15 protein-coding genes and 1 tRNA gene are annotated in these 18,793 nt (G+C 34.1%); 7 read left to right on the top strand and 9 right to left on the bottom strand.

Annotated features, from left to right (window positions below; genetic code table 11):
• Nucleotides 1–46 precede the first annotated feature (46 nt).
• The 4 genes from BBI01_RS03820 (at nucleotide 47) to BBI01_RS03805 (ending at nucleotide 3,725) form a co-directional block, all read left to right on the top strand.
• Nucleotides 47–2,020, top strand: a complete 1,974-nt coding sequence (locus tag BBI01_RS03820) for a T9SS type A sorting domain-containing protein (RefSeq protein ID WP_083190007.1) — start codon at nucleotides 47–49, stop codon at nucleotides 2,018–2,020.
• 8 nt (nucleotides 2,021–2,028) lie between these two features.
• Nucleotides 2,029–2,253, top strand: a complete 225-nt coding sequence (locus tag BBI01_RS03815) for a signal peptidase (protein ID WP_065393379.1) — start codon at nucleotides 2,029–2,031, stop codon at nucleotides 2,251–2,253.
• A 61-nt stretch (nucleotides 2,254–2,314) separates the two neighbouring features.
• Complete coding sequence (locus BBI01_RS03810; protein WP_065393378.1) at nucleotides 2,315–3,607, top strand: TlpA family protein disulfide reductase; 1,293 nt, start codon at nucleotides 2,315–2,317, stop codon at nucleotides 3,605–3,607.
• Nucleotides 3,608–3,651: 44 nt separating this feature from the next.
• Nucleotides 3,652–3,725: transfer RNA gene (locus BBI01_RS03805), tRNA-Met, on the top strand.
• Nucleotides 3,726–4,175: 450 nt separating this feature from the next.
• On the opposite strand, the gene BBI01_RS03800 is transcribed toward BBI01_RS03805, so the two are convergent.
• The 8 genes from BBI01_RS03800 to BBI01_RS03770 all read right to left on the bottom strand — a co-directional run bounded on the left by BBI01_RS03800 (nucleotide 4,176) and on the right by BBI01_RS03770 (nucleotide 14,422).
• On the bottom strand, nucleotides 4,176–5,474 hold the full coding sequence (locus tag BBI01_RS03800) for an HlyD family secretion protein (protein WP_065393377.1): 1,299 nt from the start codon (nucleotides 5,472–5,474) through the stop codon (nucleotides 4,176–4,178).
• Nucleotides 5,475–5,519: 45 nt separating this feature from the next.
• Complete coding sequence (locus tag BBI01_RS03795; RefSeq protein ID WP_065393376.1) at nucleotides 5,520–7,712, bottom strand: peptidase domain-containing ABC transporter; 2,193 nt, start codon at nucleotides 7,710–7,712, stop codon at nucleotides 5,520–5,522.
• 83 nt (nucleotides 7,713–7,795) lie between these two features.
• Nucleotides 7,796–7,960, bottom strand: a complete 165-nt coding sequence (locus BBI01_RS22700; RefSeq protein WP_162926236.1) for a bacteriocin-like protein — start codon at nucleotides 7,958–7,960, stop codon at nucleotides 7,796–7,798.
• 72 nt (nucleotides 7,961–8,032) lie between these two features.
• Entirely contained in the window at nucleotides 8,033–9,541 is a 1,509-nt protein-coding gene (locus BBI01_RS03790; RefSeq protein ID WP_065393375.1) for a thioredoxin domain-containing protein, read from the bottom strand.
• An 829-nt stretch (nucleotides 9,542–10,370) separates the two neighbouring features.
• Nucleotides 10,371–11,327: a DUF3810 domain-containing protein gene (locus tag BBI01_RS03785; RefSeq protein WP_083190006.1), complete on the bottom strand. Its 957-nt coding sequence runs from the start codon at nucleotides 11,325–11,327 to the stop codon at nucleotides 10,371–10,373.
• Between the two features lie 94 nt (nucleotides 11,328–11,421).
• Nucleotides 11,422–13,191, bottom strand: a complete 1,770-nt coding sequence (locus tag BBI01_RS03780; protein WP_065393374.1) for an MFS transporter — start codon at nucleotides 13,189–13,191, stop codon at nucleotides 11,422–11,424.
• A 40-nt stretch (nucleotides 13,192–13,231) separates the two neighbouring features.
• Nucleotides 13,232–13,960: a lysophospholipid acyltransferase family protein gene (locus BBI01_RS03775; RefSeq protein ID WP_083190005.1), complete on the bottom strand. Its 729-nt coding sequence runs from the start codon at nucleotides 13,958–13,960 to the stop codon at nucleotides 13,232–13,234.
• A 3-nt stretch (nucleotides 13,961–13,963) separates the two neighbouring features.
• A complete protein-coding gene (locus BBI01_RS03770) occupies nucleotides 13,964–14,422 on the bottom strand; it encodes a GtrA family protein (protein ID WP_065393373.1) in 459 nt (152 codons plus the stop codon).
• A 356-nt stretch (nucleotides 14,423–14,778) separates the two neighbouring features.
• Between BBI01_RS03770 and BBI01_RS03765 the strand changes: the two genes are divergently transcribed.
• From BBI01_RS03765 to BBI01_RS03755, 3 genes are all read left to right on the top strand, one after another.
• Complete coding sequence (locus BBI01_RS03765; RefSeq protein WP_065393372.1) at nucleotides 14,779–15,042, top strand: hypothetical protein; 264 nt, start codon at nucleotides 14,779–14,781, stop codon at nucleotides 15,040–15,042.
• Nucleotides 15,043–15,127: 85 nt separating this feature from the next.
• On the top strand, nucleotides 15,128–15,979 hold the full coding sequence (locus tag BBI01_RS03760; protein ID WP_065393371.1) for a BadF/BadG/BcrA/BcrD ATPase family protein: 852 nt from the start codon (nucleotides 15,128–15,130) through the stop codon (nucleotides 15,977–15,979).
• 15 nt (nucleotides 15,980–15,994) lie between these two features.
• A complete protein-coding gene (locus BBI01_RS03755; RefSeq protein ID WP_065393370.1) occupies nucleotides 15,995–18,283 on the top strand; it encodes an NADP-dependent malic enzyme in 2,289 nt (762 codons plus the stop codon).
• A 64-nt stretch (nucleotides 18,284–18,347) separates the two neighbouring features.
• Here the strand turns inward: BBI01_RS03755 and BBI01_RS03750 are convergent, their stop codons facing one another.
• A complete protein-coding gene (locus BBI01_RS03750) occupies nucleotides 18,348–18,713 on the bottom strand; it encodes a helix-turn-helix domain-containing protein (protein WP_065393369.1) in 366 nt (121 codons plus the stop codon).
• Nucleotides 18,714–18,793: the final 80 nt, after the last annotated feature.

The raw sequence follows: 18,793 nt of genomic DNA, 5'->3' as shown, positions 1-18,793 counted from the left end.
TACCTTTGCGGGTGAAGATTGTATTAACACACAAATAATTTATACAATGAGAAAAAGTTTATTTGCTATAGGTCTTTTAGCAATTAGTTATTCTGTTCAGGCGCAGATACTATGTCATGTTGACACTAATGCTAATATGTATGTGAGCGAAGGCACCCTAGTTTATAGCGGTGGGGGTGTGCAGACAAAAGGCAATGGTCTTTTGGACGTACATGGAAATGTTATGGTTGTGGGATCTGGTACAGATGCTTTTAAAACAATCGATGCCGGAGGTTCAGATAAAACCGATGGTGGAAATATTGTTTTAAGGCTTAACACTCCCGGAAATTATAATTCTTCTACGTATGGTCAGCTGTTCATCGATGGATTATCCCAATCCAACATTACAGGTATCGTAAGTAAAGAATATCTTACTGATAAACACGGTAACGGTAATTACTTCCAACAGATTGCCCTTCCTTTCTATGGAAAGGCATACAGTTCATTGTCTACAGAATTAGGAAAAGCATTCGGTACTACAAGAAATCTCCAGAATACTGGTTTCGTAAACAATGATCTTATTTTACAATGGAATAACACTCAGGCTAAATCTGATCATGTAACCAACTTGTCAAATACAACAAGTGATGGTCCGGGATATTATATGTTAGGTTCCAGAAATAATAACCTAAATCTTAATACACCGATTGGAGCGAACACTGTACTTACTTTAAATGGTAGACCATATGCAACTTTTGCACCTGTAAACTTACAGAATGCAGGAAATTTCAGCTTCGGTATTAATGGTAATGCAGTAAACAGTTATGGTGAAGTTTATCACTCTTACCTTCAAGATCAGTTTGATCTTCCTAATGGTGCATGGAATGCTACTTATGGTAAAAACATTTACCAGTTTGGTAACCCATTCTTTACTAACTTAGATCTTTCTAAGATTGGTTATATCGAAGGAGGTACTGTTACAGATGGTAATAATGTTGCTAATATTATGGGTATTGAATATTCAGCTGGTTCAGTGGTAACATTAGCTAATGGATATACCTATACTACCGGTGCATTAATCCAAACATTTAACTCAAATGGTACTCCTGTAGGGGATATTGGTTTAATTATCAAACCAATGCAACCATTTATTATTAAGTTAAGGGATAATTCAGCGCAGACTCTTAATTTCAGTACTCTTAGAAGATTTAAGGATGTTGTAAGAGCAAACGGAACAGATTATGGAGTAACTGCAGCTAGAGCTAGCAATAAAGTAACTGGTGGAACAGTTAAGCAGCTGGGAGTTATTGGTCTTGATGCAAATGGTAATGAAATCGGAAGAACTTATTACGTAGTTTCTCCTACTGCCACTACAGGTCACCAGATGTCTATTGCCACTACGGTACAGGCTGCTGCTACACCAAGTAACCTGATTGGTACATTTGAAGAGTTGCCAACTGGTGGATATGACCCGCAACAAAATTTAAAATATTGGTTATATATTAATGAAGCTAACGAAGATAACTTCTTAGGAAAAGATGTATTACTATGGAACTATGATTTCAGTAAACCAGACAAGAAAATTGTTTCTTACAAATTTGAAATCAGAGAGAATGCAGAAATGATTGCTGCTGGAGCACATCAATTGTCTTCAGGAACAGGATTCTTCTATAAAGCATCTAATGGTTCAGTACAAGAAGCAAAACAGGGAGATGTAGTTCCTGTAACTTCTAAGTCATATAATCTATACTATGGAGCGCCTGATAGAGGAACTCTTGCAACTAGAGAAACGAATATAACTTCTAGAACAACAGTTGTTTATAATCCTGCAATCAGTAACTATATCGTTAGATTTGATCCAGATTGGAAAAAAGCAGATATTGAAGTTTATGATATGAGTGGTAAACTTATTATCTCGAAGAAAGCTGTTGAGACATCTAAAGACTTCGTAATTGAACTTAATGATTCAGTGAAGAGTACTTATGTCGTAAAAGTTGTTTCAGATAAAGGAGTAATAGTAAACACCAAAATCTTAAAATAAAAATTAATATGAAAACCATAAATAAACTAGTATTTGCATTATTTTTCTTTGCCACATTGTTGGTAAGGGCAGATATAGATGATATGCCAGTTCCAGGAGGTGGAGGTACAGGAGGACACGGTACCGGAGGAGCTCCATCGTCACCAATTGATATGTATGTATATTTACTTTCTATTGTGGCATTTGCATTCATCGTATACTTTACAAAAAAGTATAAAAATGTTAAAGCATAAAATTTTATTAAAATAACAAGAAACTCTCTGATTAATCAGAGAGTTTTTTTATTTTTACTCTATGAAAAAGATTTATACACTATCTGCAATGTTAGCTGCATTTGCTTTACAGGCTCAGTTTACAGTTACTATTCAAACACCGGCAGATTTTAAAGATAAAGATGCTATTCTATATACATTAAACGGATCAAAAGATATTATTGTTACAAAAGAACAAAGTAAAAATAATACATGGACTTTTAAATATCCCAATCATTATATGGGGATGATGAAGGTTTATTTTCCGGGATCCAATAATACAGTGAGTTTTATTTCTGAAAATAAGAATGTAAATTTCAAACTGGATATTCAAAAAGATAAGGTAAAAGATGTAATCTATCTTGATGAAGCTAATGAATTAATGAGCAAGCAGCAAGATGGTTCACAAAAGAAAGAGCTTATTTTACCTGCTTTAGCACAGATCAAGGAATATTATAAAGATAACACCGAGTTTGGTAAAGCATTAAAGCTAGAGATTGACAGGCTTTCCGGTTCATCTTCTTCAATAGATGCGGCACAGCATCCGTTTATTTCTTATTATAATACGAATTACAGTAAATTCCTTTCCAATAGCCCTGATGGATCAAAGAAAGTAGATCAGGAGGAAGTTATCAACTTTTTAGACAGGTCTAATGATATGCTTGAAAGTTCATCGCTGTTAAGACCTGTATTGGTGGCTTATTTGAACTCAGGAGGGAATACGAATGTTGGGGCTTCCGTAGACAAGCTTTTAGATCGTTTAAAGGTAGAAACGCCAAGAGGGCAGACTGTTTTGTCAGAGCTTATTGATATCTTTGATGTATACCAAATGGATGAGTTTAAAAACAAATATCTTGGTTTAGCTAAAAATCTTAAGTGTACTATTACGGACAGACTTGCTTCTACATTAAAGTCAAATGCTAATGTGGAAATGGGAGCAGCTTTTCCGAACTATAAATTTCAGTCGGCTACTAATACCACTGCTAAGTCTATTTATGATGTAAAGGCTGATAAAAAAGTAATTGTTTTCTGGTCTTCCACATGTTCGCACTGTGAAACTGAACTTCCTAAATTATTAGAAAAATATAATGATTTAAAGGCAAAGGATATTCAGGTGATTGCTCTGTCTTTGGACGTAGATAAAAATTCTTATACAAAAAAGATTGCTGCATTTCCTTGGATCAATGATTCGGAATTGAGAGGATGGAACAGTAATTATGTAGAAACCTACAATGTTCATGCAACTCCGACGTATTTTATTTTAGATGCTAACAATAAGATAATCAGCAAACCAGAGCATGTTGGAAATGTTTTAGAATATTTTAAGCTAAAATAATTTTGGTAGTTAAAATATAATTTCTATATTTGCACCACCAAAACGGCGAGGTAGCTCAGTTGGTTAGAGCGCAGGATTCATAACCCTGAGGTCACGGGTTCAATTCCCGTCTTCGCTACAATAAACCGCAATCATTAACTAATGATTGCGGTTTTCGATTTTTATACAGTTGTTCAATCCGATTTAATTATTCTTTCATTTTTCATGATAAGCTTTCATTTTGGTGAATCTCTATTTTATCTAAACTAAATTAGATTCAAAAGCCTCCAAAACGTATTGATAGAATTTTAATGTTTATAATCTGAACTTGGAATAAAAAGCTTATCAGGTTTAAAAAGTCAAATGAGCCTGAATTGGCGGTTTTAAACGGTTTTTGTATTCCGGGTAAGGAATTTGTATTCTGGGATTTTAAAAAGCTCTAAATAACGATAAAAAGGGTGATAGGAGAGAAATTAATCTATACATGATATCTTGGAATGAACAAAATTCATCACATTTATAATTTTTACGATTAAATAAAACAAAAAAACCGTTTCATATTGAAACGGTTTTTTTGTTTTTTATGCTATTAAGCCTGATAACCCAGTAATTCTCTGATCTGATAGAAAAATCTCTCAATAAGTCTGAGATCTTTTGTAACGATTTCAGCATTACCTCTAAGCTCTTTATCAAACTTCAAGGTTTTATTGTAGCTTGTCTTTAAACCGTTTGGTAAAACTACATCTACATAGTAATTTCCTTTATCATCAGGAATAAGAGAGATATTCTGAACTTTTCCTTCAATAATACCATATTCCTGAAAACGGAAGTTATCTAGTTTGATCAGCACTTTTTCTCCTGGAATAATTTTTCCGGAATTGGCTGTAGGAACAGACATTCTTCCTACTATTCTGTCTTTATTCTTCGGAAGGATAGAAACAATAGGCTCTCCGAGCTTTACAAACTGATTTTCCCCGAAAAACTGCTGGAAGCTTGCTACACCATTCGTGGAAGAAATAACAAGGTAATTTTGCTCCCATTGCTTTAATGACTTTCTAAGCTGCTCAAACAACTGTAAAGTTTGTGCAGAGTAAGTAATTCTTTCTTTTTCCGAATTGATGGCAGTAACACTTTGAGTTTTGTTAATATTTGAAATTCCTTCCTCAGCCTGAGATATGGATATATTAATGTTCTCTAGGTTTTGCTGTGCCTGAAGGTATTTAATCTTTTCATTTTCCAGTTCTACTGCTGAGATGACTCCTTGATTAAATAGCTCCTGAGATCGGTTAAAGTTCTTTTTAGTAAGATCATACTTTACAGATTCCAGACTTTTCTGCTGTCTTAAAGTCGTCATTCTTAATTTATATTCAGAAATGCTCTTTTGGGCAGCAAGATTTTCGGGTACATAAGGCTGTAATCTTCTGAAAAGCTCTTCATCCTGAAAAGCTTTTGCAAAGCTATTGTATTCTCCCTGTAATTCTCCAAGTTTAAATCTGGATGCCTGAGCAAGAGGAAAAGAATAGAGTTGATTCGGAGATATAGAGTCTACTATTTTTTTTAGCTCCAGAACATCCTTGTAATTGGCAGCGGATTGCATGACCATCAGTACATCATTTTTTTTGACTTCCTGATGATCTTTAATGAATATTTTTTCAATTCTGGTTCCAATTCTCGCTTCTATTTTCTCCGGAGGATTTTGAGAAGTTACAATAATGGGTGCCGGAACAAATTCCGGATATTTTATAATATAACTCATTACGAAAATAAGCAGGATAATCACAAATATAACTGTGTTTCCCCAGCGTATCATCCAATTAGGCGGCTGGGTAAGAATATCCTGTACACTTTCTGAGCGGAGTTCGATATTGTCTAAAACGTCTTCTTTCATTGTTTTGAGATAAAATTTCTTTCCAAGTTTGAAAAGAATATTATTTTAATTTCCTAATTCTAATTGATTTCTAACCAATCTGTAGTATTCACCTCTTAAATCAACCAATTCTGCGTGGCTTCCTTCTTCTACAACTCTTCCTTTGTCAAGTACAATAATTTTGTCGGCATGCTTTACAGTAGAAAGTCTGTGAGCAATAACTACTGCTGTTTTTCCCTGGAAGAACTGTTCTAGATTTTCCATAATAACCTTTTCGTTATTAGCGTCCAATGCAGATGTTGCTTCATCAAATAAGATATATTGAGGTGATTTGTAAACTGCTCTTGCTATAAAGAGTCTTTGTTTCTGTCCTCCACTTACTCCAACTCCTTCATTTCCGATCTTTGTATTGTAGCTTAGAGGTAAGCCTTCTATAAAGTCCTTAATATTGGCAATTTCTACAGCACGTCTTAGTTTTCGTTTGTCAATGTGATCTTCACCCACTGCGATATTATTGGCAATAGTATCATTGAATACGTAGCCTTCCTGCATTACTACACCACAATGGTCTCTCCAGAATCTTGGAGATATATTTTTCATGCTGGTGTTTCCAATTTTAATGTCTCCTTGGTCAGGATCATAAAATTTCATCAAAAGCTTTAATAAAGTAGTTTTTCCACTTCCACTTGCCCCTACGATAGCGGTGGTTTTCTGATAAGGGATCGTAAGACTTAGGTTTTCAAAGACAGGAACGTCTGATCCTACATATCGGAACGACATATCTGTAATTTCGATATCTCTATGTGGAATGTCCATTGCATATTGTTCATCCTTATTTTCTTCATCTTCCTTATCATGGATTTCTCCTAATCTTTCAAGGGATATTTTAGCATCCTGAGTTTGCTTAATAAAATCAATAAGCTGTAAAAGTGGGCTGTTCAGCTGACCTATGATGTACTGTACTGAAAGCATCATCCCTAATGTAAGATTTCCGCTTAATACAAGTTTTGCAGATAAGAAACTTACCAAAATATCTTTAATCTGGTTAATGAAGTTTCCCCCAACAGATTGCCATTGTTCCAGGGAAAGTGATTTTATTCTAATCTTAAAAAGTTTTACCTGAAGGAATTCCCAATCCCATCGTTTTTGTTTTTCAGCGTTATGCATTTTGATTTCCTGCATCCCGTTGATTAATTCAATGACTTTACTTTGTTCCTGAGAAACCTGGGAAAATCTTTTATAATCAAGTTCTTTTCTTTTTTTAAGGAAAAAGGTAATCCAGCCGATATATAATCCAGCACCAATCAGATAAACGATGAAAAGCCTATAATCATACAGTAATAAAACAATACTGAAGATGATCAGGTTCACAAGGGAGAACAGGGTGTTCAGTGAAGAACTTGTTAAAAGTTGTTCTATTCTGTGGTGATCATTAATTCTCTGCATAATATCTCCTGTCATCCTGGTGTCAAAAAAGCTTATAGGAAGCTTCATCAGCTTAATAAAGAAATCGGAAATAATGGAAATATTAATTCTGGCTGATAAGTGAAGAAGAATCCAGCTTCGGATCACTTCGATGCCCATTCTTCCAAGGAATAGCATAATCTGGGCAAGAAGCACTACATAGATAAAATTGATATCCTGATTCTGAATACCAACGTCCACAATACTTTGTGTAAGGAAAGGGAATACCAGTGAAAGTAAACTTCCTGCTAAAAGCCCTACCGCCAATTGAATGACAAGGGATTTGTATTTTAACAGATACTTGGAAAGGAATGAAAAGCTGGCTTTACTTTCTTCAGAATCAAATTCAGTCTGGAAGAATGCCGGTGTAGTTTCCAGGATAAGAACAATTCCTTCTTCTGTCGTTTCATTGGCATTTTCTCCAATCCAGGCTTTGATGAATTCTTCCTGAGTGTAAGAAATCAAACCGTAACTGGGATCTGATATATATACGTTGTTGTTTTTATCTATTTTGTAAACTACAACAAAGTGATTTTTGTTCCAGTGAGCTACACAAGGAAGGGGAACTTCTTCTACAAGGGTTTTGAAGTCAACCTGAACTCCCATTGATCGGAACCCGAGGTTTTCTGCAGCATCACTCAGCCCTAAAAGGCTACTTCCTTCACGGGTGGTCTCTGAAAGAGCCCGGATCTGTTGTAGGGATATATTTTTACCGTAATATTTACTTACGATTCTCAGACAGGTTGGTCCGCAGTCTTTAGTGTCTGGCTGCTTATAAAAGGGGAATTTTTTCAAAACTAATACTCATTATAAAATGTCGTCATATTCTGACGACATTTTTTGCTTTATTCAATATTATAATTCAATGAAATGGTTGGCTAGTAGTAGCACCATTTATTACATGCATTAATAGCTCCTTCCTTAGGTGGATTTATTTTAGATTCGCAATAGCTTGCTTCACTTTGAATTCTTGCACATTCCTGTGTAATACCACCTTTCAGTGTTCTTAAGTTCTCTCTTGAAAGCTTTTTTAGATTTTTCATAATATATAGTTTTTGGTTAATGCTTTATTTTTCCTAAGATAGTGAAATTTTAGAATTAAGAGAATTTATTTACTAAAAGTCTTCATCTTCTATTAATTCATCAATAAAGAATACAATATCTTCACGATCATATCTTTCCGGATACTGATATCCATTGATAATAAATACAGGGGTAAAATTCAGCCCGGCATTGCTGTTTTCCATAGACATTGCTACGAGAGGACTTACATTTTCTGATGTAGGAACTCCTCCTACAAGAGTATTGATCTTGCTTTCGTCTTTTGTTTCAAACCATTTTTCTATGGCGTGAAGGAATTCTTTTTCAGGTTTATTATTGTAAATGTGAGTAAAGTCTGAGATCAATTGATTGTATTTCTCATTGGCTCTTTCAGGAATATAATTGAATCTCATTTGTAATGAAATGTCATCCGGATATTTCTCTAAAAGATTTTCTACAATTTTATGAGCATCTTTACAGAAACCACAATATGGATTGGAAACAATGGAAATACGAACTTTAGCATCTTTTTTTCCTACTGAGAAAGTTTGAGTATCCTGAAAATCAATTCTATCTTTAGTTAATAATTGACTTTTGAACAGTTCATAATTTCTTTTAAATCTCAAGTTCTTAGCATTTGACTTTTGAATTTCCTCCTTTTGCTCAAGTAAAGTATTGAAATAGATTACTGCTGAAAAAATCAATGCCCATAAGACAACGGTCAGTAAAAGTGTTCCAACTGCAAATGAATAATTTTCAAAAAAGAAACTGCTGATAATCAACTGTCCCACTAAAATTGAAATGATCAGAAGACAAACTTTACAAAATGTCTTCTCTACAAAAGCCTGAACATAAAGAGAATATCCGATTGCCAGTATAGAGACAAACGTAAATCCTTTTACAATATAAGCGGTTGCCGGTAAAAATAACCCTAATACCGCAAGCCCGGTAAAATAGATTAATGAAAAGTCAGAAAACTTTAAACCTAAAATACTGGTTTTATCCTGTTTTATGATTTTATCACAAGCATTCACGGTCTGTGTAACGGTAGGAGCTCCACATATACTTCCGATTACCGTAGAGGTATTTCCGAATTTCTGATTGAATAATTCCAATGAAATATATACACCAGCTAATGAAAGCAGGTTGAAGATAGCTTCTTGGATGGTTTGGCTTAGAAGTGAATAAATAAGAATAACTGCAAAAACAGCATATAAAACAGGTTTAAAATTGAAAACCATTTTACTTTCTGCATTTTCAGTTTTTTCAAACAGAAGGACAAAGTTGGTAGACTTATTATATAGTTCTTCCTTGTTTAAAGTTTTGGCTTTTTCTGAGTATACGGAGTAATTGGGTCCTGATTTTTTGACTAAAGAAAAAGAATTTTCTACAATTGCAATAAATTCCTCAGGAAGTTCATTCCAGTATTCTTTGTCAAGTTCATAAGCATCATTTTTTACACCCATAAAATTCAATGTATCGCTAAATGCTAATGCAGATGGATAATTCGGATGGGAATTAAACTGGAAAATAAACTCCTGCTTATCGAGTTTTAGATAGTTAATTAGTTTGTCAAAAATCATATTAATATTTTTAACTAAAATACACAGATGTTTTAAATTAACAAAAAAATTTTTCTTTTATTAGTGAGATATAAAGAGGAGTCGGGGGTATTTGGTTTAATTTTCAATATTTTATATTTGATTTCTACTGAAAATATTTTCCAAGATTCTACTTTTGCAACTTATTTAAGAAGCTACTTTAGAATAGGAAGATGCTTACATAATAGGCTTTTTTCTACTTTTGGATACAATATCAGTTCTTATATAATAATCATTACCTCCAATACTTTTTTATAATTTTTATTTGTTTAGTTTAAAAATGTATCATGATAACAATTATTGAAACTCAAAGTTGAAAGGAAATAATATTTTTTACTTCCATAAAATTAGGGCTTCATAATATGGGAACTGATATTTGTAAATTAGGAAAATAAAAGGCATTTTTTTATGGTAAATTATATGCTCCTAAATGTTAGACATATTTCCAGTTTTAAATAAGATAACTCTAATTTTTTCTTCCTGTAAAAATTACAATAACTGGAATGTTTTTTATATAGATAAAACTTCGATTCTGTGGTTTTTTAACGTATTAAGTATAATTTAATTGATTTTTTATTATTGTACCTCATGTTTGATTGAGATTAATATTGGTGTGTGATAAACTCAAAAAAACTTAAAAAATCATAAAGTTTTCATAAAGTTTTAAAAAAGAAATAAAATGTTTTTGTATTTATAAAATATGTCGTACTTTTACATCGCCTTGAATGAGGGAACAAGTCAAGGTAATAAATTTTTTTTCATCATTTGTGTTTTTAGAATCGTATCGCCTGATACGATTCTTTTTTTATGTCTATTTTTCGTAGTTTAAAAGGAGATCTATAAAATAAGAATAAGTGACGGAACCTTCCTGTTGATTACTTTTTAGAAAGAGATTATTGGTGAATCCAAAAAAGTCATCCAACCATCCCTGATGTCTGATAATGAAATACTTCTCGTAGGCACGATCTCTTTTCATAGCAGGAGAATAATTGTTGATAACTGATTTTACAAACTCTGGATCTTCATCCACAATAAATTTTAAAAGGCTTTTTAAAGTAAAGTATTCGGTGCTATATCTCAAGTCAGGGTTACGAGAGTGAATTCCGATAAGATATCCCACAAAATTAGCTTCCTGTTCTCTTGCAAAACCCAGCTGATGGGCACTTTCATGAGCTGTTGTAAAAGGAATAAAAGTAGGTGGTAATTCAGCGTTGTATTGTGCCTCGGCAGTAAAAGGATTATAGTACCCTAAAATGCCTGTAAAATTCATTACTTTTTTAAATAAACTGGGCTTAATGGAAGCAAATTGGGTTGCTTTTTTGTCTGAAATATATCGAGGGATTTTGGTCTGTTGTTGTAAAATTTCCAGCTGTACGGATTTAAGGTCAGTAATGATAAAAACACCCTTTTGGTCTTCCTTTACAGATTGGCGTGAAATTTTACACTTTTCAAGATACTGGAGAGCTAGTTGTTTAGCCTTACTCATTTCAGGATTATCCTGGCTTGGGAGCTTTTTTATAATCGGAGTCTGGAAGTAAAGCATTCCCCAGAATATCTGATAGACAAAGTAAAAAATATTGACAATCAAAAGGAGTCTTATAGCTGAAGCATTTCTGCTGTTTTTCTTAAATAAAGTAATGAAATTATATAAGAGACTAAAGCCTAATAGAATGTAAATGATATCTCCAGCCGAAAATGTGAGCCAGCTGAACAATAGCTGATGAAAACCTTTTTGAAAATCAAAGAAACTTTCAAAAAAAGAAATCATAAGCTTAGACTTTGAAAAACAGTAAAATAAAAGAAATTGGGCAAGTAAAATACCTGCCCAAAATCTCTTCTTCTTATATATATGTTGTATATTCTTAATGAGCACCTTCGGATTCTAAAACGTCAACGTTAATTCCCTGTCTAAATAAAGATTTTTTAGCCAGATATGCAAATATCGTGATGTATACAAAACACAATACAGGAATGATATACGAACTGTGAATTCCGATAATATCAGAAAGCTTACCCTGAAGTGGCGGGATAATACCTCCTCCTAAAATCATCATAACAAGGAATGCAGATCCTTGAGCTGTATATTTTCCTAAACCTGTGATGGCAAGTGTGAAAATAGAAGGCCACATGATACTACATGCAAGACCTCCGGAAAGGAATGCATAAATAGCAAAGTTCCCTGTGCTCAACAATCCTACGATCATTGCAACAGTTCCGAATAATCCAAAAATAATTAATGTTAAAGCTGGTTTGTTCTTACTTACTAAGAATAAAAGAACCTGAATAGCCACGCATACTGCATAGAAATACAGATGAGACATATCTTTCTGAGCAATCGTATTGATTCCGATAATCACAGAGAATGCAATGAAAGGAACAATGATAGTAGCAATGGTTTGTTGTTGTTTTGTTAAATTAAAAACAGCAATGGCACCCGTCCATCTTCCGATCATTAAACTACCCCAATACATGGAAATATAAGGTGCCAGATCAGAAGACTGATGTCCTCCAAATTCAGGTAAGCTTAAAAGCTCTCCAAGATTACTTCCGATAGCAACTTCCACTCCTACATAAGCAAGAATGGCAATCATTCCCAATACAAGCTGCGGATATTTCATAGCACCCCAGCCTTCAGCATTTTTCTTAGCACTTGAGTTTGCAAATAAAAGAGAGATAATAACAACAAGTAACGCACCACCCAGGTACATCATTCTTTTTTTCTCTAATGGATGTTTGATGGCTTCCAGATCTGATTTTGTTTTTACAATCTGTGCTTTATAAGAATCAATTGTAGCAGTATTTGTTTCTTTCTCTACATTGCTTTCCAATGTTGTTATCTGTTGGCTTAGCGTCTCGATATTCTTTGCTTCCTCAGAATTGTAGCTGCTGAATACAGGAATAAAGAAAAGAATCACAAGAATTGTCATTGCAATCAGTGTTTTTCTTGCTTTACCAGCTTTTTCCATAGGTTCAGTAGAGATACCGTCAGGAAGTTTCTTTGAAAAGTAGAAGATCCCGGCAGCAATTAAGAAAAGGGCACCTACAGCCGTATAAAGTAAAATTACCTTATCAAGAGCGAGATGTTTGATCTGATCATCATCTACTGTAGCAGTAGTCCCGAAAAGTGCCAATCCTACGATAATAGGACCGATGGATGTTCCAAAAGAGTTAATTCCACCTGCAAGGTTCTGTCTGCTTGCTCCGGTTTTAGGATCTCCCAGGAGGACGGCAAAAGGGTTGGCAGCAGTTTGTTGAATGGAAAAACCTAATGCTACCACAAAAAGCCCGATAAGCATTCCATAGTAAACATTGCTTTTCACTGCAATAATCATGATGGCTGCTCCAAAGGCGGATAACAGAAGCCCGTAAACAATACTCTTTTTATACCCCCATTTACCGATAATATCAATTCCTTTTATAGTACTGAATATGAAAAGCAGTAACGCTCCCAGAAAATAAGCAGTATAAAAAGCAAAATCTATTAGCTGAGACTGAAACTGGTCAAGAGAAAAATAGTTTTTACAGAAAGGGATGAAAATACTATTGCCGGCAGCAATAAACCCCCAGAAAAAAAATACAAGTACAAGTGTGTACAGCGCCGGGTAATTAGTCGGCTGGTTGGTTTTTGACATATTTTATTGAAAATTTCGCAAACAAATATAGCTATTTCTTTTAAATAGAATGTTCTATCAAAGTTTTTTTAATTACTTGATAAGCCTCTGCCTTTGAGTCTTTTGGAGAATCAGTAGGCTCTATAATTCCATTGAAATAGACTTTTACTCTTCCGGGATATCCCTTTGAGTTTTCAAAAGGAAACATTTCCTTAAGCCCTATAAAAGTATAAACTGCAATAGGAGAGTTGTGTTTTGAAGACAGCATAAACGCTCCGTCCTTAAAATCATCGAGGATGACAGATGTGTCATCAGGAACACCACCTTCAGGGAAAATAGCAATGCTGTTGCCTTCCTCCATCTTTTCAGCACATCGTCTGTAAACATCTGCACGGCTTTTTGCACTGGATCTGTCTACCATTACACAGACTCTTTTGTAAATAGTTCCGAAGATAGGGATCTTTACAAGTTCTTTTTTTCCTACAAAACAAATCGGATGGTGCGGAAAAAGAATGCAGGTAAGCATGATATCCATGATCGAAGTGTGGTTCGATATGAAAACATATTCTTTATTTCTGTCTTTTTCCTGCTCAGAAAGTTTAATAAGCTCATATCGGAAGCCCATACCGTAAAACATTCCAAAGCACCATAAACGGATAAATTTATAGGAATATTTGTAATGTTTTTTATTAAAAGATAAAAGATAAACAGGGATCCCAATAGTAGTTGTTAAGACAAATGCTAATAACAAAAGCCAGAATCTCCAGAGATAATTTAAAATTTTTGCCACAGTTTAACCGTTAAAAATTACTTTCTTCTTTACCGAATAATTAAGGATGGAAACCAATAAAATTGCTGCAATTTTACTGATCATTTCTGGACTCAAGGTATAAAAAATTAAATTGATATTATCTTTAAATATAAAACTGTAAAATATCTGGAAAAATCCGAGACTCAATAACGTTGAAAAGAATGAAACAGCCATAAAATAAGCAAACTCCTTTTTCTTGGAATGTTTTCCTCTTTCAAACACAAACCAGATGCTCAGAAAATAATTGGTGATGATGCCGCAGCAGGTAGAGAAAATATTACTTAAAGGATAATGCACTCCATGAAAGTTAGTTTCTTTAACAAAGAAGTGTGGCAGATAAGTGCTGAATATTTTGAAGCTGCCAATTTCAACAATGGCACTCAGTCCTCCGGCAATAATGAAGAACAAAACTTGTTTCTGGCGTATGAGTATTTCTTTCATTTAATCGATATAAATATATTTCATATAATACTGAACCTTAGAACGTATTATAGTTTCAGCAATGGCTGGCTTGTGATGTTCCATGTATTAATAATAGTTTACATCTATTAATAATTGTGGTATCTCATTATATGAATATGCAAATTTATAACTATATGTTAAACACTGAAAAAAGTTGTTAAAATATTTTTTTAAATAAAAATTATTTCTAATTTTAATAAGCAGAATGATGTTACAATAACCTGATAATAAATTCATTTTCAAATCCTTGTGTTAATGGTTTTTTCTATCTTGTAATGCGCGATTGGAAGCATACGACTCCTAAATTTTATGTCCTAATTGATAACAATATTTGTATGAAACGTCAAAACAAATACAGAAAATTCCAGCTTCAACAGAAAAATATTGAAGCTCTTGAGAAAGAAAACTCCCGCTTCAAACGAGTGTATTCTGAATATGAAAATATGTCCAATGAACTTTGGAATCTTGAAAACTCTACAGGGGAACCCGTTCCTGATGATTTTATCAATGCTATGGTACTACAGGCTTCTTATCTGGAAGATGAAATAGAAGACTGGCTTATTCAGTTCAATGAAAAAAAAGCAAAGATTAAACATTAATGATTTTAGACAGCTTCCAGGTTGTTTTTAAACGCTAATTGAAGATAAATTCATAATTTAGCACCCTTAAATTAAAATCTAAAATATGGTTGCTATTGTAGATAGTGGTTCTACGAAATCGGATTGGGTAATACTTGATGACTTTAAGAAAGTATTCTTAAAAACAGAAACTATCGGTTTCAATCCGAACTTTATCAACAGAGAACTTATCACTCCTGAAATTCAGAAGAACAGCAACCTGATGTTGGTCAAAAATTCAATTACCAAAGTATTTTTCTATGGTTCAGGATGCGGTGTTAAAAAAAACTGTGAAACTATACAGGAAGAACTTATTAAAGTATTTACTAAAGCTGAAATCATCGTAAAAGAAGATCTGATGGCTGCCGCATATGCTGCATATAGCGGGAAGCCTGCTATTGTATGTATTCTGGGAACAGGATCAAACTCTTGTTATTTCGATGGAGAAAACCTGAAGATTGAATTACCATCTCTTGGATTCCTTATTGGAGATGAGGGAAGTGGAAGTGCAATCGGGAAACAGCTTGTACGTAGGTATTTTATGAAAAAACTACCTTCGGATCTTCATGCTGAATTTGAAGCAGAATATAAACTTACCGTAGAAGATACATTGAAAAATATGTATCACAAACCAAGACCAAACGCCTATCTGGCAGATTTTACCAAATTTGTGATTGAAAGAAAAGATCACCCTTATTTTAAGGACATGGTTTTCGAAGAAATGAAAAACTTCTTTGAATATCAGGTTCTACCTTATCATGAAGCAAAAGACGCCGAGATCAATTTCATTGGCTCTATTGCTTATTATTATGAAAATATTCTACGTTCTGTAGCAACAGAATTTAATTTAAATGTGGGACATGTAGTACAGAAACCAATTGAAAGCTTAGTAGATTACCACATTAAATATATACTCTAACAAAAAATAAAACCTATGTCAAGTAACAACAATCGCGACGAAAAGAATTTTAGTCAGGCCGCGTTAGATTATCATAAAGCAGAACCTAAAGGAAAAATAGAAGTTATACCGTCCAAGCCGCACTCTTCTCAAAGAGATTTGTCATTGGCATATTCTCCGGGAGTGGCAGTTCCTTGTATGGAAATCCATGACAAACCTGAAACTGTATACGATTATACAGGAAAAGGAAACTTGGTGGCTGTAATCTCAAACGGTACAGCAGTACTTGGTTTAGGGGATATCGGAGCAGAAGCTTCAAAACCGGTAATGGAAGGGAAAGGTCTTTTATTCAAGATCTTTGCTGATATCAACGTATTTGATATCGAAATTGATGAAAAAGATCCGGACAAATTTATTGAAATTGTGAAAGGTATTGCACCTACATTTGGTGGGATTAACCTTGAGGATATCAAGGCGCCTGAAGCATTTTATATAGAACAAAGGTTGAAGGAAGAATTAAATATTCCTTTGATGCACGATGATCAGCATGGAACAGCGATTATTTCTGCTGCTGCTTTGATCAACTCATTACAGATTGCTAATAAAGATATTGATAAAGTAAAAATGGTAGTGAACGGAGCTGGAGCAGCTGCGATTGCTTGTACCAAACTTTATATCTCATTAGGATTGAAAAAAGAAAATGTCCTGATGTGTGACAGTAAAGGAGTAATCAATCATAAGAGAGAAAATCTTACTCCTGAAAAACTAGACTTTATCGCTCATACAGATATCGAAACATTAGAAGATGCTGTAAAAGGATCTGATGTTTTCGTGGGATTATCTAAAGGAAACGTAATGACTCCTGAGATGCTATTGAGCATGAACGAAAATCCTATCGTATTCGCCCTGGCAAACCCAGATCCTGAAATTGCTTATGACCTTGCGCTTTCAACACGTAAAGATGTAATCATGGCAACTGGTAGAAGTGATTTTCCTAATCAGGTGAACAACGTACTAGGATTCCCTTACATTTTCCGTGGAGCATTAGATGTTCAGGCAACAGGAATCAATGAAGAAATGAAGCTTGCTGCAGTACATGCTATTGCAGACTTAGCAAAAGAACCGGTGCCTGAAGCTGTAATTTTGGCTTACAATGTTCAGAATTTACAATTCGGAAGAGAATACTTTATTCCAAAACCATTTGACAACAGATTGATCACGAAAGTATCAAGTGCTGTAGCAAAAGCGGCTATTGAAAGTGGTGTGGCAAGAAAAACAATTTCTGATTTTGAAGAATATGAGCACCAGCTTCTAGACAGAATGGGAAGAGACGAAAGATTGGTAAGAATGATGCAGAGCCGTGCAAAATCCAATCCGAAGAGAATCACCCTTGGAAATGCTGAAGAATATAATGTATTGAAAGCAGCACAGATTCTTTATGAAGAAGGAATTGCTTACCCAAGCCTTTTAGGAGATAAAAAATACATCAAGGAACAAATGGAGCGTTACGGTATCAACCTGGACATTCCAATCATTGATCCAAGTGATGACGATCAGAAAGAAAACAGAAAGAAATACAGAGAAACTCTTTGGAAACTTCGTCAGAGAAAAGGGATGAATGAGTACAAAGCTAAAAGATACGTTCGCCAGAGAGATTACTTCGGACCTTTAATGTTGAAGCATGGAGATACTGATGGTCTTATCGTAGGTTTCTCTAAAAACTATACTTCAGTATTGCGTCCTGTTTTAGAAGTGATTGAAAAAGATAAAGGCGTAGATAAAGTAGCGGCTATGATGATGATTCTTTCTGAAAAGAAACCTATTTTCTTTGCAGATACTTCTATCAACCAGAATCCTACAGCTGAAGATCTTGTGAATATTGCTAAAATGGCAGAATTTACAGTGAAATCATTTGCTATCGAACCAAGAATTGCAATGCTTGGATTTGAAAACTTTGCGGCTATTTCTGAAACGTCTAAAAAAGTAGCGAAAGCCGTGAGCATGCTTCACGAGAAATATCCTAAAATGATTGTAGATGGTGAAATCCAGCCGGATTTTGCAATGAATGCAGATCATTTAAGTGATTATCCTTTCTCAAAATTAGGAACAACTCCGGCAAACACATTCATCTTCCCGAATCTTGAAAGCGCAAACTTATCTTACAAAATTCTTAGAGGAATGAAGGTAGCTCAGGTTATCGGTCCAATTCTTATGGGATTAAAACAGCCGGTACACGTTCTTCAGATGCGTTCAAGCGTAGATGAGATCGTAAATCTTGCAACCATTGCTGTTCTTGACGCTCAGAGAAGAGAGAAAAAAGCATAAACCTATTGATATAATAATGAAAAAGCATCTTGTAAAAGATGCTTTTTTTATTGAATAGAAGATGTTAATTTATTGCCGAATTTTTTAGTTTATTATTTTCCTCTATAAGTTTTTTGTTTTCCCTTTCTAATCTTTCGATGTACTTATGTTGAGTTTCCAGTATAAAGTTGGGAATCTTGGAATAAGCGATATTACTATCTTGAATACCATTTTCCGATCGCTGAGAATGTTTTAATTCGTTATTTTTAATACTTTCCGAAGAGACTCCCAGAACTTTTGCCAGTTTTTCCCATTCATCCTCGTAGATTTTCACTTCTCCACGTTCTTTTCTTGAATAATTAGATGCATCTGTACCTATAATCTTTCCCATTTGTAACTGGGATAATCCCTTTTGCCTTCTAAGGTTTTTTAACTTTTCATACGCCTTCATTTCTTGATGTTTTATACAAATGTGCAGATTTTATGAATTATTTGCAAGAAAAATACAGGAAAAATGCATATTATTTCTTT

This window comes from Chryseobacterium artocarpi (assembly GCF_001684975.1).
In the GTDB taxonomy this organism is placed as follows: domain Bacteria; phylum Bacteroidota; class Bacteroidia; order Flavobacteriales; family Weeksellaceae; genus Chryseobacterium; species Chryseobacterium artocarpi.
This window is presented reverse-complemented; position numbering and strand designations above follow the sequence as displayed.